The organism is Parvibaculum sedimenti, from assembly GCF_009184905.1.
Lineage (GTDB): Bacteria > Pseudomonadota > Alphaproteobacteria > Parvibaculales > Parvibaculaceae > Parvibaculum > Parvibaculum sedimenti.
On record NZ_WESC01000002.1, the window covers coordinates 84,302 to 107,589 of the forward strand.

The following is a 23,288-nucleotide window of genomic DNA, read 5'->3' on the forward strand; positions in this document are numbered from 1 at the left end:
ATAATTCGTTCAGGCGCGTTCCTTGCGCCCGAAGAAGGTTTCGCCGGTCGTCTCGGATGCCGGAATGGCGACGAGCCCTTCCTTTTCAAGCTTCCTGAGATAGGCGAAAGTCCGCATCGTCTGTGCAAGAAGGTGGTCGCCCGCGACATAGGCCGGATAGGTGCGCGTCGCGTCCTGCTCGATGAATTGGGGCAAGGGCTCGACCACCGTGTCGTAATCGACCGAGCAGAAAAGCGGGAAGGAGTAACGCTCGTAAGCGACCCGTCGCACACGATGCGCGGTGGCGATGAAGCGGCCATTAGTCATGGCTTCCAGCATGTCGCCGATATTGATGACGAAGGCGCCCGGCACGGGCGGCGCATCGACCCAATTGCCCTCGGCATTGACGACCTCAAGGCCCGGCGCCGTGACATGCAGGATGGTGAAACACTCATAGTCGGTGTGCGGGCTGATGCCGAAATTGCTGGAGCTGCCGCCGATCGCGGACGCGTCGAAACCTTCCGCTTCGGGGTAATGAACGAGGCGGAGCTGCGACGGCGGTTTGGTCAGATAGCGATCGAAATAATTCTCGTCGAGACCGAGCGCCAGCGCAAAGCCGCGGAACAGCGTACGGCCCAGCGAGGTCGCCGCCTCGTAATAGGCGTAGATATCTTCCTTGAAGCCCTCTACCTCGTTCGGCCACTGGTTCGGCCCGAGAAGGCGATAGCCCTTGATGTGATCGGGATCGTCCTCGGCAAGATCGATGGAAAGATCGAAGGCTTCCTTCTTGTCGACGCTCGGCACGTCGCCCGAATAGAAATTCTCCTCGCCCATTGGCACATAGCCGCGATGCGCGCGCGAATTTCCGATGTAATATTTTCTCTTCACGTCGTCCGGCAGCGCAAAGAAGGCCGCCGCCTTGGCCTGAAGATTTTCGATCAGTTCCGGCGCGATGGCGTGTCCCGTGACATAGAGAAAGCCGACTTCGCTCGCGGCCTTTTCCATTTCGCGCGCGACGGCTTTCCTCGCCTCAACATCATCGCCCAGAAGCGGCGCGATATCGACCAGCGGGATATGATCGAAGGCTCTGCCTTTTGCCATTTTCGTCTCCATCAGAAGGCGCTCCTGACTTTTCCAGCGGCGGGGAATGCATCGAGCGCGCCTTGTGCGTCGAGGATTTTCCATGATTGCGCAACATGATTCCCGTCGGCATCGACGTCCGAAAGCACGATCGTGCCGGAGGCCTTCGCCGCCCAGACAGGATCGATGCGCGCTTTCTCGCGGAAGGGAAGACTCGAGCGCTGAATGATCCAGCCCGCGCCAGTCACGATGCCTTGCGAGATTTCACAATCCACGAGGTCCTGCGCGTCCGTTAGGCTCGCGGCTCCTTTCACGCATTCCTGCAGATGCAGTCCCGCCGGAACCGCTGCCCCACGCGCGCGGGCATACATGAAGAGAGAGCCAAGCCGCATCAGATAGGCGCGGGTGCCATCGGCCGGATCGTCGAGCCGCAGCGCGCAAACAGGATCGAGATTGACCGGCTCGCGGTGCCAGTGCTCGATATAGGGAATGTCCTTCCCCTCCTCGACCATCATGTCCGGTTCCATCCAGAGACGGCCCTGATCGGAATAGATCGCCTGGGGCTGAAAATCGATCTCGCGCCGCCACTCGAAGAAGCCGTCGGCATAGTGAAGCTCGCCCGCGAAACCTTCCTGTGTCGCCAGCCAGTCAAGTTGCTCAGGCTGGAGCGCGCGCAAATTCTCGACGCCGCGAAAATCCGGACGGTCGGCAGGCTGACGCAGATCGAGATAGTAGCTCGGGCCCTGCATCCAGTTGACGAAGGTCGTCCGGTCGCTGCGGCCATCGGGCCAATCGATGAGAGAGCGGCTCCAGAGGCCCGCAAGGGCCTCAATGGTCGGCTCGCGCTTCGGTTCGATCCGTAGTCCGATATTCGCCATTCGTCTCTTCCGATACTGCACTGCACAAAGCATGCGTCGACGAAGAGCCATAGGTGAAGACAGGAAATTCCGATGCCGTCCATAAATTCGATCTATGGGTGCTCGCCGAGGCGGCCCAAAATCTCATTGAGGAACAGTTCGGTCGGTGTGTCGCGCGCGTCCTGCTCGCGCGTAATGAGATAGACGTGATAGCTGGGCAACAAATCGTCGGGGAGCAGAGGATGGAGATTATGCCCCCGGTCGATTTCTTCCGCGACGCAAGTGGGCAAGAAGCCGATGCCGACGCCAAGCTCGATGAGGCGTTTCACCTCGTGCAGGTTCTCCGCAAATCCGCCCGCATGACGGCCGAGCCCGTAGCGGCGACGGAAGCGCTCAAGTTCCTCGGGCTCGTCCTCGCCCGTCATCACGAAGGGCTCGTCGCAAAGGCTTGCAGGCTGGCCAACGGTCTGACCGAACAGCGGATGATTGCTGCTGCAATAAAGCTGCTGGAATTCTTTCATGAGCGGCGCATAGCGAAGCCCCTCGCCCGGCGCGCTGTCGCAGGCGATGCCCACCTCCGCCTCGCCAAGCTTCAGCGCCTTGACCACGCCACGCCAGGCCACCACGTCGAGGCGGATCTCGACGCCGGGATGAAGCCCGTGGAAAGCGGCAATGGCGGCATCGAATTCCGGCGAAACGATGCTCGACATGATCTTGATGTTGATGACGCCCTCGACGAGGTTTGCGGCACGAGCCACCTCATGCGGCGCGGCGCGCAGCGCACCCACCATCGCCTCGCAGAGCGGCAACAGCGCGCGGCCTGCCGGCGTCAGTTCAATGCCCTGACTGGTGCGGTGGCAAAGCTCGACGCCGAGATGTTCCTCGAGCCGCTTCAGGCCGGCGCTGATCGTCGGTTGCTGCTTGTTGAGATGGCGCGCCGCGGCGCTGATCCCGCCAGAATTGACGATTTCGAGAAAGAGCCCGAAGAGGTTCCAGTCGACATTGCGAACGAAATTTCGCTCGTCCGGCGGGATGAGGTTCAGCTTCGGCATGGCTTTTCGCGCCTCTTTTTCCGGGCCCCCGGCGTTAGAGGGAGCAAGTTCCGGACCAGATGGGGCGCCGCCCTCAGAACTCCCATTCCGGACCGGGGATCGCCTGATAGGCGCGGGTCAGCGCGTCCGACCAGGATTGGCGCAAGCCCTTGAAATAAGCATCGTCGTCCTTGATACGCCGGCTGAGAGCAACCTTCAGCGCGTCGCGGCGATAGACCATGAGGTCAATGGGCAGACCCACCGACAGGTTCGAGCGGATGGTCGAATCCATGGAAATGAGCGCGAGCTTCAGCGCGTCCCCCACATCGGTCTCAAAGGTCGCGGCGCGGTCGATGATGGGCTTGCCGTATTTGTGCTCGCCGATCTGGAAATAGGGCGTGTCTTCCGTCGCTTCGATGTAATTGCCCGCTGCGTAGACCTGGAAAAGTCGAAGCTGGCCATTGCCGATCTGCCCACCAAGCAGGATCGAAACATTGAAGGTTTCAGACTGCGCTTCGAGCGAGGGCCCGTCGACCTTGTAGATCTCCCGAACCGCCTGCCCCATCAACTGAGCGGCGCGAACCATGCTCGGCGCGGTATAGAGCGTTTCGAGCGGCTCGCCTTCATGCAGCGACAATCCCTGCTCCGTCACGAGATTGACGATTGCCTGGCTCAGGGCAAGATTCCCCGCCGTCATGATGCCGATGACGCGGTCGCCCGGGCGTTCAATGGTGGTGAGCTTGCGGAAGGTCGAGATGTTGTCGACACCCGCATTGGTGCGCGTATCCGCCAACATGACGAGGCCGCCTCGAAGGCGAAGCGCAACGCAATAAGTCATGAAATCAATTCCGCCCGGATCGTTATTGTTGTGCGGCGCTCTCGCCGACCTTCAGCCGCACCTCGAGCGTCTCCTGCCCGCCGCCGCGCCGTAGGCCGCGCACAGGCGCAGCTTCGAGATAATCGAGCCCTGTGGCGACGCGCACATAGGCCGCCGTCGGGCAAATTCTGTTGGCGACATCGAAGCCGACCCAACCGAGTCCGTCAATATATGCCTCTGCCCAGGCGTGGCTCGCCTCATGCTCCATGTTGACGTCGATCCAGAGATAGCCGCTGATATAGCGCGCGGGGATGCCGAGCATGCGCGCCGCCGAGATGAAGACATGCGCGTGGTCCTGACAAACACCCGAACCCTTGGCCAGCGCTTCCGCCGCCGTCGTCTGTGCATCCGTATTGCCGATGTGATAGTCGAGCGCGTCGCGCACCGTCTCCATCAGCCGGTGAGCAAGATCGAGCGGTGTACGGTCGGACCCCGCACGCGCCTTTTCGGCAAGCGCGATAATTGCCTCGTCAGCATCGGTGAGTTCAGTGCGGCGCAGATAGAAGCGTGGAGAAAAGGGCTCATGCGCATTGACGACGCCGCTGCGATCCAGCGTCTCGACCTCTGCCGTCAGCCGGATCGCAATCTCCTGATGCGGGCGCTCGACATAAAGCATCTGCAGGACATTGCCATAGACGTCGCGCGTTTCGGTCAGGCTTGCCTGCGACGGCACCTGAAGGCGCCAGCCCAGAACTGTCTGCGTCGCATTGTCGAGCGGCTTGAGACGCAGTGCCTGGATCGCGTAGGAGGCTGGCTCCGCGTATCGATAGACCGTCTCGTGATGGATATGGATGCGCATTCGAAACTTCACATCAGATAGCTTCGGCTGATCTCGGATCCGAGGCGGTTATTCTGCTCAACATACTGAGTCAGAAACTCATGGAGCCCCTGGCGGAAGACGTCGCTTACCTGCCCGAAGCGGAGTTGCGAGTAGACCTGTCCTGCCATGCGATGGCAATCATGTCTTTGGCCATATTCCTCGCCCAGCGCATCGAGGCAGTCCTTGATCTTCGCCGTGCAGCTGACCAGGGATCGCGGCATCTGATCGCGCATAATGAGAAATTCGGCGATATGCCAGGGCCGGATGCCCTCCTTGTAGAGGACATGATAACTGCGATAGCCGGAAACGGCGCGCAGGATCGATGCCCATTGATAATAGTCGATGCCGCCACCCACCTCGGCATGTTCCGGCAGAAGCAGGTGATACTTCACGTCGAGAATGCGTGCCGTGTTGTCGCCGCGCTCGACGAAAGTGCCTAGTTGCATGAAGTGATAGCTGTCGCAGCGAAGCATCGTCGCCACCGTGCCGCCGTGAAAGAGGAGCGAGCGATCCTTCACCCAGTCGAGAAAACGATGAAGCCCGCTGCCGCGCACACGTGTCTCGCTCCATTTTGGCAGTTCGAGCCAGGTCGCGTTGAGCGTTTCCCACTGCTCCGATGTCAGGGCGGTACGAACCGCGCGGGCATTGCGCCGCGCCGTCTCGATGCAGTTGCGAATGCTCGAAGGGTTGTCCTCATCGAAGGCGAGATAGGAGATCACATGCTCGGGCGTCGCGTCGCCGTACTTGCTATAAAAGCCTTCCTCGCAATCAGACACGATGATGGTCGAATGCCATTCGCTGCCGGTGGTTTCCGCGCTTGACGGCATGAGCGACAGCCTGTCCGTGACCTGAAGAATGCGTGCGAGATTTTCCGCCCGCTCCATGTAGCGGGCGATCCAGTAGAGACTGTCGGCAGTACGGCTCAGCATCGCGTTACACCCGATCGGAACATGGTCTAGTCTTTCAGCACCCAGGTATCCTTGGTGCCTCCGCCCTGACTTGAATTGACGACGAGAGATCCCTCGCGCAGCGCAACGCGGGTGAGCCCGCCCGGCACGACGCGGATTTCCTCGCCTGCGAGCACGAAGGGCCGAAGGTCGACATGCCGCGGCGCGATCCCCTGATCGACGAAGGTCGGGCAGGTCGAAAGCGCGAGCGTCGGCTGGGCGATATATTTCTCCGGCGCCGCCTTCACCCGCGCGGCGAAAGCCTCGCGCTCGGCGCGCGTCGCCTTGGGGCCGACGAGCATGCCGTAGCCGCCCGAGCCGTGAACTTCCTTCACCACCAGCTGGTCGATCCGCTCCAGCACATAGAGAAGATCGTCGCGATCGCCGCAGCGATAAGTCGGCACATTCTTGAGGATTGGCGTTTCACCGAGATAGAATTCGATCATCTGCGGCACATAGGTGTAGGTCGACTTGTCGTCGGCGATACCGGCGCCGACGGCGTTGGCCAGGTTGACGTTCCCTGCCCGGTAGGCGTTCATCAGACCCGCGACGCCCAGCACCGTGTCGGGACGGAAGGCAAGCGGATCGAGGTACTCGTCGTCGACGCGGCGATAGATGACGTCGACGCGCTTCGGCCCCTGCGTCGTGCGCATATAGACGATGTCATCCTTCACATAGAGATCCGGCCCCTCGACGAGCTCGATACCCATCTGGTCGGCGAGGAAGGAATGTTCGTAATAAGCGCTGTTATAGATGCCCGGCGTCAGAAGCGCGACTGTCGGCTCATTCTCGCAATTGCGCGGCGCGACCGAGGAAAGCGTTTTCAGAAGATCGTCGCAATAGTGATCGACCGGCGCCACGTTGTAGCGCGACAGGAGATCGGGAAAGAGCCGCATGGTGATTTCGCGGTTCTCGAGCATGTAGGAAACGCCCGACGGCGTTCGCACATTGTCTTCGAGAACGTAGAATTCCTCCGGTCCCACCCGCACCATGTCGATGCCGGAAATATGCGTGTAGACACCCGCGGGAACCTGCACACCCTGCATGACGTGCCGATAGGTCTCGTTCAGCAGCACGTGGTCGGAGGGCATGATGCCCGCCCGCATGATTTCCTGCGGCCCGTAAATGTCGGCGATGAAGGCATTGAGCGCCTTTACCCGTTGCACGAGGCCCGCCGAAATCTGACGCCATTCGGCAGCTTCGAGAATGCGGGGGATGATGTCGAAGGGAATGATGCGCTCGGGGTCGCCACCCTCGCCATAGACCGCGAAGGTGATGCCGATACGGCGGAAAAAGGTCTCCGCCTCCTCGCGACGCAGGGAAAGAACCTCCGGCGGGGTCTCACTCAGCCAGTCGCGCAGAGTCGCATAGGCATTGCGAACCTCGTGGTCGCTGAGGCCCATTTCGTCGAAGACGGCCCCTGGCATCGCAACTCCCCGTTTACATGACGCCTCGCGCGCCAATCGCTTGGAAAGATAGAGAGCAAGAGCGGTGCCAGTGTCGAAGCCACGAAAAAAGAGGCTACGCAGATAACGAGACTTAAAGAGACGATTATTTATTGTGCGTAGTGCCTACATAACGAACAATTGTGTGCTTCATGCCTAAATTTTAGAGCCGATCCTCGGCTATCACCCGCTGGGCCGGAAGCGAAACGGTGACTCTGGTGCCGCGGCCCGGCTCGCTCTCGAGTGTCAGCGACCCGTCATGCAGTTCCGTGAGGAGCTTGGTGAGAGTAAGGCCGAGGCCGGTGCCCTCGTAGCGGCGGGCCAGCGAATTGTCGATCTGCTGGAAGGGCTGGAGCGCCTGGACCATCTCCTCCGCCGTCATTCCGATGCCCGTGTCCTCGACCGTCATCAGGAAGTCACCCGATGGAGCACGGCCCATGAAGAGCTGGACGCTGCGTCCCTCGGGCGTGAACTTGATCGCGTTCGACAGCAGATTGAGGATGATCTGTGTGAGCCTTGTCGGATCGACCGACAGCGTCATCGGTACATCCGGACTCACCACCTTGAGCTCGACGCCCGCCGCCCTCGCGCTTTCCGCGACGAGCCTCTCGCAGGCGGCGAAGACATTGCCGACATCGACATCCTGCTCGTCGAGTTTCAGATGGCCGCCTTCGATCTTCGTCAGATCGAGAATATCGTTGATGACATCGAGGAGATGCTTGCCGCTGCGATAGATGTCGCCCGCATATTCCTGATATTTCGGTTCGCCCAATGGCCCGAGAATGCCGTCGCGCAGGATCTGCGCAAAGCCGAGGATCGCGTTGAGCGGCGTCCGGAGCTCATGGCTCATATTGGCGAGAAATGCCGATTTGGCGCGATTTGCGGCTTCCGCCTGCTCCTTCGCCCTCTGCAAATCGCGCTCGGCGTTTTTGCGGATGGTGATGTCCTCAACCGTGCCTTCGTAATAGAGAAGCGCTCCTGCGGCCGAGCGCACCTCGCGGCAGCATTCCGAAATCCAGATCACCTCGCCGTCGCGGCGATAGACCTGCGACTCGAAGCCGGAGACGACGCCCGTTTCGCGCATGAGGCGTACGAACTCGTCGCGGCGATGCGGATCGACATAAAGCTGACGACCGATATCGGTCAACGCATGGAGCATGCAGGCGGGCGACTCGTAGCCATAGATGCGCGCCAGCGCAGGATTGGCGGCGAGATAATATCCATCCGGCGTGGTCTGGAAGATGCCCCAGATCGCATGCTCGAACATGCCGCGATAGACCTCGGGCGAGGACATGTCGGCCGGCACATGCGCCCCGATGCCTTCAAACTGCGAAAGCTGGGCGAGCCTTTGCTGTCTCGTCATTGCGCTCATTCTCACTCAAAAAAGCACTAATCCCCGGCGGCATAACCCCGGGCAAAATGCGGCTTGGCTCGATATTTACCGCAATTCCCTTTCCAACCCATGAAGCAAGTCATTGTTTTTATTGCGCAATTCAAAAGCAAACTGTCGTGAAAATAGGCATTTTCCTCAAAATGGAAGCCTGTGCCGCGCCTCGCTTGACCTTCCAGTGACAGGAAGGCCTAGGGTGACTTTCCTGACAAGAAGACTCGAAAAGAGGACAACGATGGCTTCGCACACCGAAGGCAAGGCCTGCTGCGGCGGACATGAACACCAGCATCACGCCGCTCATGGCGTGGCGGCAGGCATGGCCAGGGACCCCGTCTGCGGCATGAACGTCGATCCGCAGACGGCGAAATATCGCGCCGAGCACGAGGGTCAGACCTGGTACTTCTGTTCGGCTGGCTGCGAGGCCAAGTTCAGGGCCGATCCCGACAAGTATCGGCACCCGGTGGACCAGAAGCCGGAGCCGGAAGGCACGGTCTATACCTGCCCGATGCATCCGGAGGTGCGTCAGGTCGGCCCCGGCCCCTGCCCGATCTGCGGCATGGCGCTGGAACCCCTGGTCGCGAGCGCCGATGGCGGACCGAACCACGAACTCATCGACATGACGCGGCGGTTCTGGATTGGCCTTGCTCTGACGATCCCGGTCTTCCTGCTCGAAATGGGCGGACATCTGACCGGGCTCATCATGGCGCTCGGCACGACGCTCACGAACTGGATTCAACTCGCGCTGGCGACACCCGTCGTGCTCTGGGCGGGTTGGCCCTTCTTCGTGCGCGGCTGGCAGTCGCTCCTTACCCGCAACCTCAACATGTTCACGCTGATCGCCATGGGCACGGGCGTTGCCTGGACCTACAGCATCGTCGCGACTGTCGCACCCGGCATTTTCCCGCCGGCATTCCGCGATATGAACGGCGCGGTCGCCGTCTATTTCGAGGCATCAGCCGTCATCACCGTTCTGGTGTTGCTCGGCCAGGTGCTGGAACTCAGGGCTCGCGAACAGACGAGCGGCGCGATCCGCGCCCTGCTTGACCTTGCGCCGAAGACCGCACGCCGCATTCGCGCCGATGGCGAGGACGAAGAAGTGCAGCTCGACGACGTGCATGTCGGTGACCGGCTGCGTGTGCGACCCGGCGAAAAAGTGCCTGTCGACGGAAGCGTCCTGGAAGGCCGCGTCGCCATTGATGAATCCATGGTGACGGGCGAGGCCATGCCGGTGACGAAGGACCCTGGCGCCAAGGTGATCGCGGGCACGCTGAACAAATCCGGCGGCTTCGTCATGACAGCGGAAAAAATCGGACGCGAGACCATGCTAGCCCGTATCGTGCAGATGGTCGCCGACGCACAGCGCTCGCGCGCACCAATCCAGCGACTTGCCGATCGGGTAGCCGGATGGTTCGTGCCGCTGGTGATCCTCGCCGCCATCATCGCCTTCGCGGCATGGGCAACCTTCGGGCCAGAGCCACGCTTCACCTTCGGTCTGGTCGCGGCGGTCGCCGTGCTCATCATTGCCTGCCCATGCGCGCTGGGCCTTGCGACGCCCATGTCGATCATGGTCGGCGTCGGGCGCGGCGCGAGCTTCGGCGTCCTCATCAAGAACGCCGAAGCGCTGGAACGCATGGAAAAGATCGACACGCTGGTCGTCGACAAGACGGGTACGCTGACCGAAGGCAAGCCCTCGGTGACGTCCATCGTGACCGCCGGAGGTTTTGCCGAGGCCGATCTTCTGCGGCTTGCGGCAAGCGTCGAACGCGCGAGCCAGCATCCGCTGGCCGACGCGATCGTTGCGGCAGCGAAGGCGCGCGGGCTTGCGCTTCACGAAGCGAGCGATTTCGACGCGCCTTCCGGCAGAGGCGCCATCGGAACCGTTGACGGCAAGCGCATCGTCATCGGCAATGCGAATTATCTTGAAGAGCTGGGCATCACGACGGCACCGCTCGCGAAAGCCGCAGAAGATTTGCGGCAGGACGGCGCGACGGCGATCTTTGCAGGGATCGATGGAATGCTTGCAGGCGTCATCGCCATTGCCGATCCAGTGAAGGAAACGACGCCCGCAGCGCTCGCGGCGCTACAGGCCGAAGGCATACGCATCGTCATGCTGACGGGCGACAATCCGACAACGGCGCAGGCCATCGCGCGGCGGCTCGGTATCGACGAGGTAAAAGCACAGGTGTTGCCCGATGAAAAGGCCAGGGTGGTGAACGAACTCACCCAGGCGGGCCGCGTCGTCGCCATGGCGGGCGACGGCGTCAACGATGCGCCCGCGCTCGCCGCCGCCGAAATCGGGATTGCCATGGGAACCGGTACCGATGTCGCGATGGAAAGCGCCGGCGTCACACTGCTGAAGGGCGATCTCATGGGCATCGTCCGCGCGCGTCGTCTCAGCCAGGCGACCATGCGCAACATTCGGCAGAACCTCTTCTTCGCCTTCATCTACAACGCGGCTGGAATTCCCATTGCGGCAGGTGTTCTCTATCCAGTTTTCGGCATTCTGCTCTCGCCGATCATCGCCGCAGCAGCAATGGCGCTGTCTTCCGTCAGCGTCATCGGAAATGCGCTTCGGCTCCGGACGGTGAAGCTGTGATGCGCGTTTCGTTATTGGTCTTCACATTCATCGGCCTGGCATTCGCGAGCTTCGCCGCCAAGGCGGGCGAATATAGCCTCGTCATCGATCGGCACGACGTCGATATAGGCGGACGGCATGGCGACATGATCATCGTCAACGGGCAATTTCCCGGGCCGCTGCTGCGCTTCAGGGAAGGCGAGGACGTCGCCATCCATGTGACGAACAGATTGAAGGATGACAGCTCGGTCCACTGGCATGGCCTCCTGCTCCCCGGTGAGATGGACGGCGTGCCGGGCATGAACGGCTTTGGCGGCATCGCGCCGGGCGCGACTTTCACCTATCACTTCAAGGTCCGGCAGAGCGGCACCTACTGGTATCACTCCCATTCTGGCTTGCAGGAGCAGGAAGGCCTTGCTGGCCCCATCGTCATCGATCCGGCGAAGCCGAGTGGCATCCAGGCAGCCCACGATTATGTGGTGATGCTGTCCGATTTTACCGACGAACGCGCCGACGACATATTCCGCAACCTTAAAGCGGATTCCGGTTACTACAATCACTCTAAGCGGACGGCGGGCGACTTCTTCCGTGGCATGGGCAAGGACGGAATCGGCGCGACGCTGCGCGACCGGCTGGACTGGGGCGAGATGCGGATGGACCCGACCGATCTCGCCGATGTGACGGGCTACACCTTCCTCGTCAACGGCAAGTCGGCCAGCGCGAACTGGACCGGCCTCTTCAAGCCGGGCGAGCGCATACGCCTTCGCTTCATCAATGCTTCCGCCATGACCTATTTCGATCTGCGCATTCCGGGTTTGAAGATGATCGTGGTAGCGGCAGACGGCCAGAACGTGATGCCCGTACCCGTGGACGAAATCAGGCTCGCCATCGCCGAGACCTATGACGTCATCGTCACGCCGAAAGACGGCAAGGCTTACACGATTTTCGCCCAATCCCTCGACCGTTCCGGCTATGCGAGGGCAACACTCGCGCCGCGCGAAGGGATGGAGGCTCCGGTGCCGCCACTCCGCCGACGCGCGCAACTCACCATGGCCGATATGGGTATGGGTTCCATGGAAGGAATGGATCATGGCTCGATGTCCAACATGGATATGGGCGGCATGGACATGAGCCAAATGGGCCACGCAGCCACAAACACGAAACCGAAAGAGTCAAAGAGCCCGGCGGAGGAAGAACAGGCCCCGAAAGGCTGGGGCGCGGGATTTCCTGCCGGAGAAAAGGTGCTGAGCTATGGCGATCTTAAATCTCTAACGCCGCAGAAGGATCTGCGCGAACCGTCGCGCGAGATCATTGTGCATCTCACCGGAAACATGGAGCGCTATATCTGGACGCTCAATGGCAAGAAGTTCGGCGACGCACAGCCCATCGAACTTAAATATGGCGAACGGGTGAAGCTCACCTTCGTCAACGACACGATGATGGCGCACCCGATGCATCTGCACGGCATGTTCGTGCAACTCGTCAACGGCCAGCCCGCCGCCCGGTTGCCGAACAAGCACATTGTCAGCGTTCCGCCAGGGCAGAGCTACTCGGTGCTCCTCACCGCCGATGCCCCCGGTGAGTGGGCATTCCATTGCCACCTGCTTTATCACATGGCGTCGGGGATGATGAACAAGGTGGTGGTCGCCCGCATGAGCGCGGAGGCAGCGCGATGAACCGCTTCTCGCGATGCGCCGCCCTGCTACTGCCCTTCTCGCTCATGTTTTCATCCACGCTCTCGGCCGGAGAAATGATGGATGGGCATGACGGTCCACTCTTTCATGTACTGCGCTTGCAGATCGATGGCGCGCAGAATGACGAAGGCGGACTCGTCACCTGGACAGGTTCAGGCTCCCTCGGCGGCGATCTGGAGAAGCTCGTCGTCAAATCCGAAGGCGAGATACAGAACGGCCATGTGGAGCGCTCGGAGGTCTGGGGCCTCTATAGCAGGAACATTTCCGACTTCTGGGATGTGCAAGCGGGCGCAAGGCAGGACTTCGATCCACACGCCCAGACCTATCTCGTCTTCGGCGTCGAAGGGCTCGCGCCCTACTTCATCGAGACAGGCGCGCATGCCTTTCTCGCCAGAAATGGCGATGTGAGTGCAAGGCTTGAACAGTCGATCGACCTGCTCATCACGCAAAGCCTCGCCTTGACGCCGCATCTGAAGTTCGACGTCTCGGCAAATGACGCGCCCGAGCAAAAAATCGGCGCGGGGCTCTCCCGGATCGAACTGGGTACGCGGCTTCGCTACGAACTCACGCGGAAATTCGCTCCCTATATCGACCTCGTTTATGAGCGCGCGCTCGGCAATACGGCGCGGATGATCCGCGAAGGTGGCAGCGATCCCGGCGACCTCACGCTGCGCGCGGGCATAAGCTTCTGGTTCTGAACAATCACCCGACAAGGAAACCGATAATGAAAATGCGCTTCGCCGCTCTGCTCACTGCAAGCCTCGCCCTCGCTACCTCTTCTGCCTTTGCCTCCGACATGGATGACGGCCACAATCATGCCGCCGCCTATGGCGAACCTGGCGACGCAAAGAAGGCCGACCGCACCGTCACCATTGAGGCGACGGAAATCGCCTTCAACGTGAAAGAACTGACGTTCAGGAAAGGCGAGACCGTGCGCTTCGTCTTCGTCAACAAGGGCGAGCAGCCGCATGAATTCATGATCGCGGATGCTGCCGAGCTGGCCGACCATCGCCAGATGATGCAGCAGATGGCCGGCATGAGCATGGAGAGCATGGGACATAAATCGCCCAACGCCATCTCCACCGAACCGGGCGAAACGAAGGAACTCGTCTGGACCTTCACGAACGCCGGAGAATTCCAGTTCGCCTGCAACTATCCGGGCCATGCCGAGGTCGGCATGGAGGGCAAGATTGTCGTGAAGTGAAGATCAGGGATCGATGCGCGTTCCCGCCTTCCCTTCAACCACGGCGCGCGCCTCGGCGAGACTGCCGATGAAGGCGGGGCGCCCTGTGGCGCGAGCGAAGCGGCAGGCGGCATCGATCTTCGGGCCCATGGAGCCCTTGGCAAAGGAGCCGGGATCGATATCGGTCGCCGAGATTTCGCGCAGGAGGCGTTGTTCCGGCTTACCCCAATTCTCATAGACGCCATCGACATCGGTGAGAATGACGAGACGGCCCGCATCGAGATCATGAGCAAGGAGGGCTGCGCCGAGATCCTTGTCGATCACGGCCTCGACGCCCTCAAGGGAGTTGTCGTCATTTTCTATGACGGGAATGCCGCCGCCGCCCGTGCAGACGACAAGCGCGCCCGCTTCGACCAGCACTGCGATTGCGTCCGCCTCGACGATGCGCTGCGGCTGGGGAGAGGCGACGACGCGGCGAAAGGAAGCGCCATCCTTCGCCATGGTCCAGCCGCGCGGGCCGGCAAGGCCGCCAGCGCCTATCTCCGAATAGACTGGCCCGATGGGCTTCGTCGGATGCTGGAAGGCGGGATCTTTTGCATCCACGACGGTCTGCGTGAGAAGCGCCACGACGTTCCGGGAAGGAAGCGCGCGGCGCATTTCCTGCGCGATCAGATAACCGATCATGCCTTGCGATTCCGCGCCCAGCGCATCGAGCGGATAAGGCGGCACGGCCTTGTAGGCATCGGCTTCAAGCGCGAGGAGGCCGACCTGCGGTCCGTTGCCATGAACCAGCACAAGCGTATTCGACCTTGCGACCTCGGCAAGCGCCGCCGCCGCGTCCCGCATATTGATGCGCTGGTTCTCCCAGCTCAGCGTCTCACCGCGCTTCAGAAGCGCATTGCCGCCAATCGCAACCACAATACGCATGTCTTACCGGCCCAAGGGCTGCTGCTGGGTGATGCAGTGGATATTGCCACCGCCGAGTAGAATCTCCCGCGCCGCCACGCCCTTCACCTTCCGGTCCGGGAACGCCTTGGCGAGGATTTCGGCAGCATTGGCGTCATATTTCTGATCGAGCAACGGATAGATGATCGCGCCATTGGCGATATAGAAATTGACGTAGGACGCCGCGAGCCGAAGCCCCGCTTCGCGTGGCTGCGAGCCCTCGACGTGGTCGACGCCTTGCGCCTCCTCTGCCGTCTGGAAGAGCGGCCCGGGTTGGTGAAGCTTCACCACTTCGAGCGAGCGTCCCTTCGCGTCCTTCGCCTTCGACAGGCGGTCGAACGCATCCTTGCTGATCTCATATTGCGGATCGCTGGTGTCGTCAGTCCAGGTGAGGAGAACAACGCCGGGTTTGGCAAAGCAGGCGATATTGTCGATATGGCCGGACGTCTCGTCATTATAGACGCCGCGATCGAGCCAGATCGTGTGGCGGATGCCGAGATAGTCGCCAAGAAGATGCTCGATCTCCTCTTTCTTCAGCGAAGGATTGCGGTTCGGATTGAGCAGGCATTCCTCGGTCGTCAGCAGCGTACCTTCTCCGTCGACATGGATCGAACCGCCTTCGAGAACGAGCGGCGCCTTGTAACGCCCGACCCGCTCCATCTCGATGACCTTTTGCGCGACGAGTTCATCCTGATCCCAGGGGAAGTAGAGGCCACCCTCGATGCCACCCCAGGCATTGAATGTCCAGTCGACACCACGAACGGCGCCCTTGCCGTCCGTCACGAAGGTCGGGCCGCAATCTCGGATCCAGCTGTCGTTGTTCGATATCTCGACAAGGCGGATATTCGGCGGCAGGACGCGCCGTGCATTCTGGAACTGTGCAGGCGACACGCAGACCGTCATCGCCTCGGTCTCGGCAATGGCCGACGCAACCGCCGCGAAAACCGCCTGCGCCGGCTTGCCGCCGAGCCGCCAATTGTCCGGACGCTCCGGCCAGATCATCCACGTACCAGCATGTGGCGTCCATTCTGCAGGCATGCAGAAACCATCCGCCACAGGCGTCGAGGTAAAAGTCGCACTCATTTTCCGAACCTCTCGCAATCAGGCGGACTTGCGCCCCTGAATGGCAAGGATCACCTCGCCGATGAGAGCAGTAAGCACCACACCGCCGATGATCGGCCCCGCCGTCTTCCAGTCGATGCCTTCACCCGGCACCCAGACGAAGAAGATAATCGCCTGAGCCACGAAGAGGAAACAGAGCGACGCAAGAATAACAAGTACGGCCCGGTTGCCCGGCACCCGATAGGGCCGGGGCACATCCACATCGACCCTGCGCAGCTTCAGGAAGGCCACGAAGACAAGCAGATAGGGCAGCAGGAAGACGATGGAGCTGAAGGCGAAGAGCGACCAGAAGAGGTCTTCCGCGGTTCCCGCCATGAGGCCGTAGAGCACGATGACGATCGTCGAAACGAGCCCAGTGAGCAGGAAGGCGCCGATAGGGGTCTTGTATGTCGGATGCAAGGTCGCAAAGACAGCGGGAAGCTCGCCATCGGCGGCGGCGGCCTGCGCCGTGCGGTTCGCGCCCAGCGTCCAGGTCACCATGTTGGCGAAGAACGTATAGAGCGCGCCGAGCCCGACAATCATGGTCACAGCCTTGGCGAGACTGGAGTCGCCGAGAAGTTTTCCAACCGTGTCGAGAACGCCTTCAATAAGGCCGATCTGATCGACCGGCAGCGCGGCGAGGATGCCGAAAGTGGCGAGAAGATAGAAGGCGACGATGGCGAGACCAGCAATGACGATCGCGACAGGTACGTCACGCGCGGGATTCTGCATCTCTTCGCCGGCGCCCGACATCAGTTCGAAGCCGAGGAAGTTGTAGACGACCACCGGCAGGAAGGCGAGGCCGACATTCCAGCTCGGCATGAGGGAGGAGAATGTGATGTCATTCGCCATGCCGCGCGTGAAGGCAACCCAGATGCCCGCGACGCCCATAAGCAGCATGATGGCGGCTTTCACCACCGCGCCGACATTCGGTACCCATTTGCTGTTGGCGAGGCTCGCAATGCCGACGCCGACCGTGATCCATGTCATGACCACGCCGATGAATATCTTCGTCCAGAGGGTCATGTCGGGCGCGAAGAGCTGCGCGGCCATGCCGGCAAAGAGGATGTAGACGGACGGCATCCAGAGCGCGACATTGACCCAGTAGTACCAGCCCGCGCGGCCGGCCCATCTGTCGCCATATGCGCGACGGATCCATTGCTGAATGCCGCCTTCGCCGGGATAGGCCGCACCCAGTTCCGCGACGATGAGGCCATAGGGCACAAAAAAGAAAAAGAAAGTGATGACCCACCATGTGAGCGAGGAGATGCCGACCTTGGCGGACGCCGCCAGCGTGTCGATGACGAGGATCGCGCAGACGGTAAAGAGCGTCATGTCGAGAGCGCTCAGCACGCGCTTGAAGCCGCCGCGTCCTGCCGTTGCCGGTGTGCTGATAACAGTCATCCAAATATCTCCTTGTCCCTATGGGCGAAATTTCAGTTTGCGTCGTACGGGGGCAAAAGTTTTGTACCGAGAAACGCCTGGATGCGGCCGGCATGCCAGTCGCGAAGCGCCTGTTGCGGACGGCGAATATGCGGGTACACGAACTCGATGAGGATCGCCTTTTCGGTGTGGAGGCGGTTCTCGGACTGGTCGTAGATAATGGAGCGGGGGTGATCGAGAACCTCGTCGGTGGCCTCGACGCCGCGGCTCGCCGGCAGGCAATGCATCATTTTCGCATGAGCCGGCGCCTTGCTGAAGAGCGCGAGATTGACCTGAAACTTGGGCATGAAGGCAGCCTTGCGGTCGGGGATTTCCGCTTCCTGGCCGACCCACCACCAGAGATCCGTATAGATGAAATCGGCATCGCTGACCGCAGCAACAGGATCGTCGGTGATGGTGAGCGTACCGCCGGAAGCTGCGCAATTCTTGCGCGCCATCGCCTGAAGCTCGACGGAAGCCTGATATTGCTTCGGCGCGGCCTGCGTGAAATGCATGCCGAGCTGGGTGCAGATCAGCATCAGCGAGGAGCAGACATTTGTCGTATCGCCGACGAAGGTCACCTTGATATCTTCGAGCGGCTTGCCGGGCAGCTTGTGCTCCGTCATGGTGAAGACGTCGCAGACGACCTGCGTCGGATGATTATAGTCAGTGAGACCGTTGATGACGGGGACGGTCGCATATTTTGCGAGCTCCAGAACCATCGAATGCTTGAGCATCCGCGCCTCGATGGCATTGGTCATCCGGCTTATGACCTTGGCCGTGTCCTTGATCGACTCGCGCACGCCGAGATGAATTTCGCCGGGTCTGAGATAGAGCGCATGGCCGCCGAGCCGTGTCATCGCGACCTCAAATGAAATGCGTGTGCGCGTCGACGGCTCCTCGAAAATCATGCCGAGCGAGGCGCCTTCGAGAAGTCGTGGCAGCGCGCCCTGCTTGTCCGCCGCCTTGGTGAGCCGGACGAGTTCGATGAGATCGAGCAGTTCCGCCTTGGTGAAGTCCTGCGTGTCGATGAAGTGGCGCATTCTGAAATCCTGTTACAAAACGGCGATATGCGAGCCGGTTGCGAAGAGAGGGAACGACGATCTAGAGTCGCCGGACATTGCTTCGAACGAAGCGGACCAACGCTCTTTCCGATAGGTAGAGACATGACGAGCCTGACCGTCGCCGCCACGCAGATGGCATGCGGAAACGACCGCGACGAAAACATCGCGAATGCGGAACGCCTGGTGACGGCCGCCGCAGAAAAAGGCGCGCAGCTGATCCTGCTGCAGGAACTCTTCGAGACGCCCTATTTCTGCAAGGACACGCATCCCGACCTGCTGCACCTGGCGCTGCCCGTCGGCGAGAATCCCGCCGTTCAGCACATGCGCGTACTTGCGGCCCGGCATGGCGTTGTCCTGCCCGTCTCGATCTACGAGCGAGCCAACAACGCGCTCTACAACACGCTGGTCATGATCGACGCGGATGGCGAAATTCTCGGCATCTATCGCAAGTCGCATATTCCGGACGGCCCGGGCTACAAGGAGAAGTATTACTTCTCGCCGGGCGACACGGGCTTTCACGTCTGGCCGACCCGCTTCGGCCGCGTGGGCGCCGCCGTCTGCTGGGACCAGTGGTTCCCCGAAACGGCGCGCATACTGGCACTGAAAGGCGCGGACGTGATCTGCTACCCGACCGCCATTGGCTCCGAGCCTCACGACCCCACGATCCATTCGCGCGACCACTGGCAGCGCACCATGCAGGGCCACGCGGCTGCGAACATGGTGCCGGTCATCGCCTCGAACCGAACGGGGCTTGAAGAGGGGCGTACCTGCGCGATCACCTTCTACGGCTCGTCCTTCATCACCGACAATACGGGCAAGAAAGTCGCCGAAGCTGGCGAGACGGGGGAAGCCTTGCTGACCGCAAGTTTCGACATCGAGGCGAACCGGCGAACCCGCCTCGAATGGGGCGTCTTCCGCGACCGCCGCGTCGATCTTTATGGCGAACTGCTCACCATGGACGGCGTGCTGCGCCATGCCACACATCAGTGACGTCCAGCTTCTGTGAAGCTGTCGCATCGTCGTTGACGGCATAATCCGGCTCAAGGGCGACATGGCCTGTCCGCGATTGCTTTCGGTTCATCATCCTTTCAACGAGCCGCGCCGGTGACATTGATCGACGTCAACGGCAGCAGACGAAGCGAAACGGCTCAAGCGGGGCATTGACCCGCGAGGCGTTCGACATCATGTTCCGCCGCATGGACGCTGCCAAAAACATCTTTTCCTATCGCAAACATTGGGCCCACCGCTTCGGCGTGGCGCCTTTCCTGCCGATGTCGCGCGCGGAAATGGACAAGTTGGGCTGGGATCAATGCGACGTGATCCTCGTCACCGGCGACGCCTATGTTGATCACCCCAGTTTCGGTATGGCTATTATCGGACGGTTGCTCGAGTCTCAGGGCTTCCTCGTCGGGATCATTTCGCAGCCGGACTGGCAGAGCGCCGAGCCCTTCAAGGCGCTGGGAAAGCCCGCGCTCTATTTCGGCGTGACCGGCGGCAACATGGATTCCATGGTCAACCGCTACACGTCCGACCGGCGGCTCCGTCATAACGACAGCTACACGCCGGGCGGCGAAGGCGGCAAGCGGCCGGACCGTTCCACCATCGTCTATGCGCAGCGCTGCCGCGAAGCCTACAAGGATGTGCCGATCATGCTCGGCGGCATCGAAAGCTCGCTTCGCCGCATCGCGCATTATGACTACTGGTCGGACAAGGTGCGCCGCTCGATCCTGGTCGACGCCAAGGCCGACATCCTGCTTTACGGCAATGCCGAGCGCGCGATCGTCGAAGCGACGCACCGGATCGCCAAAGGCGCAAAGCCTTCCGAGATCGACGATGTGCGCGGCGTCGCCGTGACGAAGCCCGCCGTGCCGGAAGGCTGGACCGAAGTCCATGCCGACGACATTGAGGCTGCCGATGAAGGCGCCCGCGCCAGCGCGCCGAACACAGTGGTCCGCCTGCCCTCCTACGAACAGGTATCGTCCGATCCGGAAACCTATGCCCGTGCCTCGCGCGTTCTCCACCGCGAGAGCAATCCCGGCAATGCGCGGCCTCTCGTGCAGCACCATGGCAATCAGGAAGTATGGCTGACGCCGCCGCCCATTCCGCTGACGACCGAGGAAATGGACGGGGTCTACGACCTGCCCTATGCCCGCGCGCCGCACCCGGCTTACGAGGGCCAGAAGATTCCCGCCTGGGACATGATCAAGACCTCTGTCACGATCATGCGCGGTTGCTTCGGCGGCTGCTCCTTCTGCTCGATCACCGAGCATGAAGGCCGCATCATCCAGAGCCGCTCGGAAGGCTCGATCCTGAAAGAGATCGAGACCGTGCGCGACAAGGTGGAAGGCTTTACCGGCATCATCTCGGACATCGGCGGGCCGACCGCCAACATGTATCGCATGGCCTGCAAGGACGAGCGCACGGAAGCGCTTTGCCGCAAGCCGTCCTGCGTCTATCCTGGCATCTGCCCCAATCTCAACACGAGCCACGAGTCGCTGATCCAGCTCTATCGCAAGGCGCGCGAGCTGCCGGGCATCAAGAAGATCATGGTCGCCTCGGGCGTGCGCTATGACCTCGCCGTCGAAAGCCCGACCTACATCAAGGAACTCGTCACGCATCATGTCGGCGGGTATCTCAAGATCGCGCCCGAGCATACGGAGAAGGGCCCGCTCTCCAAGATGATGAAGCCGGGTATCGGCGCTTACGACCGCTTCAAGAAGATGTTCGACGAGGCGGCGAAGAAAGCGGGCAAGGAATATTTCCTCATCCCCTATTTCATTGCCGCGCATCCGGGCACGACGGACGAGGACATGATGAACCTCGCCCTTTGGCTCAAGCGCAACAAGTACCGCGCCGATCAGGTACAGACCTTCCTGCCCTCGCCCATGGCGCTTTCAACCGCCATGTATTACTCCGGCAAGAATCCGCTGAAGGCCGTCCGCCGCGGCGCTTCGGAAGAGGTGGAGACGATCAAGGGGCTGAAGCAGCGCCGGTTGCACAAGGCCTTCCTGCGCTACCACGACGCCGAGAACTGGCCGCTCTTGCGCGACGCGCTCAAGCGCATGGGCCGGGCCGACCTCATCGGCCCCGGCAAGCACCAGTTGATCCCCGCATGGCAACCCGCCGGCACGGGCCTAAGCGGTGGCGAAGGAAACCGCCTCGGCAAGAAGCACAAGGTGCAGAAGTTCACGACCAAGGGCGTGCTGCCGAAATCGAGATAAGACGTCTTCGCCGTCGAGCGGCCGGCGAGCACCGCAAGGGTGCTCGCCTCGTTCGGTTCTATTGTGCGGCCACCGTCTCGCGCTGGCCGAGCGTGTAATCCTCAAGTGCGATATTGGCCGTTGCTCTGGCGTAGTCGCGCGTATGCGAGCCCCAGTTCTGGGTGATGCGGCCGTCGGCCGTCTTGTACCAGGAGTGGCAGCCCGGATCGGCCCAGGTGGTCTTGGCGAGGTTCGCCTGAAGCTCGCGGTTGAAGCGATCCTGCGCCGTCTGGGTCACATCCATCGACGCCGCGCCACGCGCCTCCAGCGCCTGCAAAGCCTTGACCGCATATTCGACCTGACGCTCGATCATGAAGGTGATCGTGTTGTGGCCGAGATTGGTGTTGGGCCCATAAAGCATGAACATGTTCGGGAAGCCGGCGGTCGTGATGCCGAGATAGGCTTCCGGCGCTTCATGCCAGACATCGTTGAGGCGCTTGCCGCCGCGGCCGATCACATCCATCGACCAGTGCCAGCCAGTTGTCTCGAAGCCGGTCGCATAGACGATGACATCAAGATCGTGCATCGCGCCGTCGCCGGTCTTCACACCTTCGGGCGTGATGCCCTCGATATGCTCGGTGACGAGCGAGACATTGGGTCGCATCAGCGCCGGATAGAAATCGTCGGTGATGAGGATGCGCTTGCAGCCGATCGGATAATCCGGCGTCAGCTTCTTGCGGAGTTCCGCATCCGGCACCTGCTCTTCAAGCTGGTTGAGCGCGATGCGCGTATAGGCGTCGCGGCCTTCCTTCGTCCAGCTGAAGGCCTGCCAGAAGAGATGGTCCGCATTGGCGTAAATCACGTCGCGGCCCATCTGCGCGATTTCGGACGCCGTCATCATCAGCGCCTTTTCCTCCTCGGTGATCGGCCGGTCGAGACGCGGGATCACCCAGTTCGGCGTGCGCTGGAAAACGGTGAGGTGCTTCGCCACCTTCGCAACTTCCGGAATGAGCTGCACGGCACTCGCCGCGGAGCCGATGACGCCGACGCGCTTGCCGGCAAGATCGACCGAATGGTCCCAACGTGCCGAATGGAAGGCCGGACCCTTGAAACTGTCGCGGCCCTTGATTTCCGGAATGGTCGGCCGGTTGAGCTGGCCGAGCGCGGGCACGATGGCGTCTGCCTCGATCGTCTCGCCGGATTTGGTCGTCAGGCGCCAGACCGATTTCGCCTCATCCCAGACGGCGGAGGTCGTCTCGGCGCCGAGCTTCAGATTGGGGCGCAGATTGAAGGTGTCCGCCAAAAATTCCGAATAGGCCTGCACTTCGCCCGCGCGCGGAAAGAGATGGCTCCAGCCAAGGCTCGGCGCGAAGGAAAACTGATACATCGCCACCGGCGTGTCGCAGGCGCAGCCAGGGTAGGAATTATCCCGCCATGTGCCGCCAACCTTCGCGGCCTTTTCAAGAATCGTGACGTTATTGAAGCCCGCTTCCTTGAGCTTGATGGCAGCGCAAAGCCCGCCAAGGCCAGCACCGATGACCGCTACCGATGTCTTTCCCATGATCTCCTCCCAGAGACATTGCGAAGATTATTGATCCTTATCTTATCCGCTTCGCGAGCATTTCATTGAAGCCCAGGGCATCCCGTCCTCCCGTTCCACCGGCGGGGTGCCCCTCGT

The 23,288-nt window shown here is 61.3% G+C and carries 19 protein-coding genes; 6 read left to right on the forward strand and 13 right to left on the reverse strand.

Translation table 11 applies throughout. The annotated features are described in order from the left end of the window. Nucleotides 1-9 precede the first annotated feature (9 nt). From F2P47_RS02280 to F2P47_RS02315, 8 genes are all read right to left on the reverse strand, one after another. Nucleotides 10-1,080, reverse strand: coding sequence for an isopenicillin N synthase family dioxygenase (locus tag F2P47_RS02280; protein ID WP_152214543.1), 1,071 nt, complete (start codon nt 1,078-1,080; stop codon nt 10-12). Between the two features lie 11 nt (nt 1,081-1,091). Beyond that, nucleotides 1,092-1,937: a hypothetical protein gene (locus F2P47_RS02285; protein ID WP_152214544.1), complete on the reverse strand. Its 846-nt coding sequence runs from the start codon at nt 1,935-1,937 to the stop codon at nt 1,092-1,094. A 92-nt stretch (nt 1,938-2,029) separates the two neighbouring features. Next, nucleotides 2,030-2,968, reverse strand: a complete 939-nt coding sequence (locus F2P47_RS02290; protein WP_152214545.1) for a LysR family transcriptional regulator — start codon at nt 2,966-2,968, stop codon at nt 2,030-2,032. A gap of 73 nt (nt 2,969-3,041) precedes the next feature. Further along, nucleotides 3,042-3,785 (reverse strand): proteasome-type protease, encoded by a 744-nt coding sequence (locus F2P47_RS02295; protein WP_152214546.1) that lies wholly within the window; start codon nt 3,783-3,785, stop codon nt 3,042-3,044. 22 nt (nt 3,786-3,807) lie between these two features. Beyond that, nucleotides 3,808-4,623, reverse strand: coding sequence for a transglutaminase family protein (locus F2P47_RS02300; protein ID WP_152214547.1), 816 nt, complete (start codon nt 4,621-4,623; stop codon nt 3,808-3,810). A gap of 8 nt (nt 4,624-4,631) precedes the next feature. Beyond that, nucleotides 4,632-5,573, reverse strand: a complete 942-nt coding sequence (locus tag F2P47_RS02305) for an alpha-E domain-containing protein (RefSeq protein ID WP_152214548.1) — start codon at nt 5,571-5,573, stop codon at nt 4,632-4,634. A 26-nt stretch (nt 5,574-5,599) separates the two neighbouring features. Further along, complete coding sequence (locus F2P47_RS02310) at nt 5,600-7,018, reverse strand: circularly permuted type 2 ATP-grasp protein (RefSeq protein WP_152214549.1); 1,419 nt, start codon at nt 7,016-7,018, stop codon at nt 5,600-5,602. 181 nt (nt 7,019-7,199) lie between these two features. Further along, nucleotides 7,200-8,399, reverse strand: coding sequence for a PAS domain-containing sensor histidine kinase (locus tag F2P47_RS02315; RefSeq protein ID WP_185680899.1), 1,200 nt, complete (start codon nt 8,397-8,399; stop codon nt 7,200-7,202). Between the two features lie 262 nt (nt 8,400-8,661). On the opposite strand from F2P47_RS02315, the gene F2P47_RS02320 reads away from it, so the two are divergent. From F2P47_RS02320 to F2P47_RS02335, 4 genes are read left to right on the forward strand one after another with little or no spacing between them, the layout of a single operon-like run. Continuing rightward, the gene (locus F2P47_RS02320; protein ID WP_152214551.1) at nt 8,662-11,022 is read left to right on the forward strand and encodes a heavy metal translocating P-type ATPase; all 2,361 of its coding nucleotides are present in this window, start codon (nt 8,662-8,664) and stop codon (nt 11,020-11,022) included. Further along, entirely contained in the window at nt 11,022-12,677 is a 1,656-nt protein-coding gene (locus F2P47_RS02325; RefSeq protein ID WP_152214552.1) for a copper resistance system multicopper oxidase, read from the forward strand. Before F2P47_RS02320 ends, F2P47_RS02325 begins: the two co-directional genes overlap by 1 nt. After that, nucleotides 12,674-13,393, forward strand: coding sequence for a copper resistance protein B (locus F2P47_RS02330; RefSeq protein ID WP_152214553.1), 720 nt, complete (start codon nt 12,674-12,676; stop codon nt 13,391-13,393). The genes F2P47_RS02325 and F2P47_RS02330 overlap by 4 nt, the downstream gene beginning before the upstream one ends. Nucleotides 13,394-13,419: 26 nt before the next feature. Then, on the forward strand, nt 13,420-13,899 hold the full coding sequence (locus tag F2P47_RS02335; RefSeq protein ID WP_152214554.1) for a cupredoxin domain-containing protein: 480 nt from the start codon (nt 13,420-13,422) through the stop codon (nt 13,897-13,899). Nucleotides 13,900-13,902: 3 nt separating this feature from the next. Here the strand turns inward: F2P47_RS02335 and arcC are convergent, their stop codons facing one another. The 4 genes from arcC to ptcA are packed head-to-tail and all read right to left on the reverse strand — an operon-like array spanning nt 13,903 to nt 18,389. Next, nucleotides 13,903-14,805 (reverse strand): carbamate kinase, encoded by a 903-nt coding sequence (arcC, locus tag F2P47_RS02340; protein ID WP_152214555.1) that lies wholly within the window; start codon nt 14,803-14,805, stop codon nt 13,903-13,905. A 3-nt stretch (nt 14,806-14,808) separates the two neighbouring features. Next, nucleotides 14,809-15,906, reverse strand: a complete 1,098-nt coding sequence (aguA, locus tag F2P47_RS02345; protein WP_152214556.1) for an agmatine deiminase — start codon at nt 15,904-15,906, stop codon at nt 14,809-14,811. An 18-nt stretch (nt 15,907-15,924) separates the two neighbouring features. Further along, nucleotides 15,925-17,328, reverse strand: a complete 1,404-nt coding sequence (locus F2P47_RS02350) for an APC family permease (RefSeq protein ID WP_152214557.1) — start codon at nt 17,326-17,328, stop codon at nt 15,925-15,927. Between the two features lie 32 nt (nt 17,329-17,360). After that, a complete protein-coding gene (gene ptcA, locus F2P47_RS02355) occupies nt 17,361-18,389 on the reverse strand; it encodes a putrescine carbamoyltransferase (RefSeq protein WP_152214558.1) in 1,029 nt (342 codons plus the stop codon). Nucleotides 18,390-18,512: 123 nt separating this feature from the next. On the opposite strand from ptcA, the gene aguB reads away from it, so the two are divergent. After that, nucleotides 18,513-19,400 carry an N-carbamoylputrescine amidase gene (gene aguB / locus F2P47_RS02360; RefSeq protein ID WP_152214559.1) on the forward strand — a complete coding sequence of 296 codons (888 nt, stop codon included), beginning with the start codon at nt 18,513-18,515 and terminating at the stop codon, nt 19,398-19,400. Nucleotides 19,401-19,606: 206 nt separating this feature from the next. After that, nucleotides 19,607-21,631: a YgiQ family radical SAM protein gene (locus tag F2P47_RS02365; protein ID WP_152214781.1), complete on the forward strand. Its 2,025-nt coding sequence runs from the start codon at nt 19,607-19,609 to the stop codon at nt 21,629-21,631. Nucleotides 21,632-21,689: 58 nt separating this feature from the next. Here F2P47_RS02365 and F2P47_RS02370 read toward each other — a convergent pair whose 3' ends face one another. After that, nucleotides 21,690-23,171 (reverse strand): flavin-containing monooxygenase, encoded by a 1,482-nt coding sequence (locus tag F2P47_RS02370; protein ID WP_152214560.1) that lies wholly within the window; start codon nt 23,169-23,171, stop codon nt 21,690-21,692. Nucleotides 23,172-23,288: the final 117 nt, after the last annotated feature.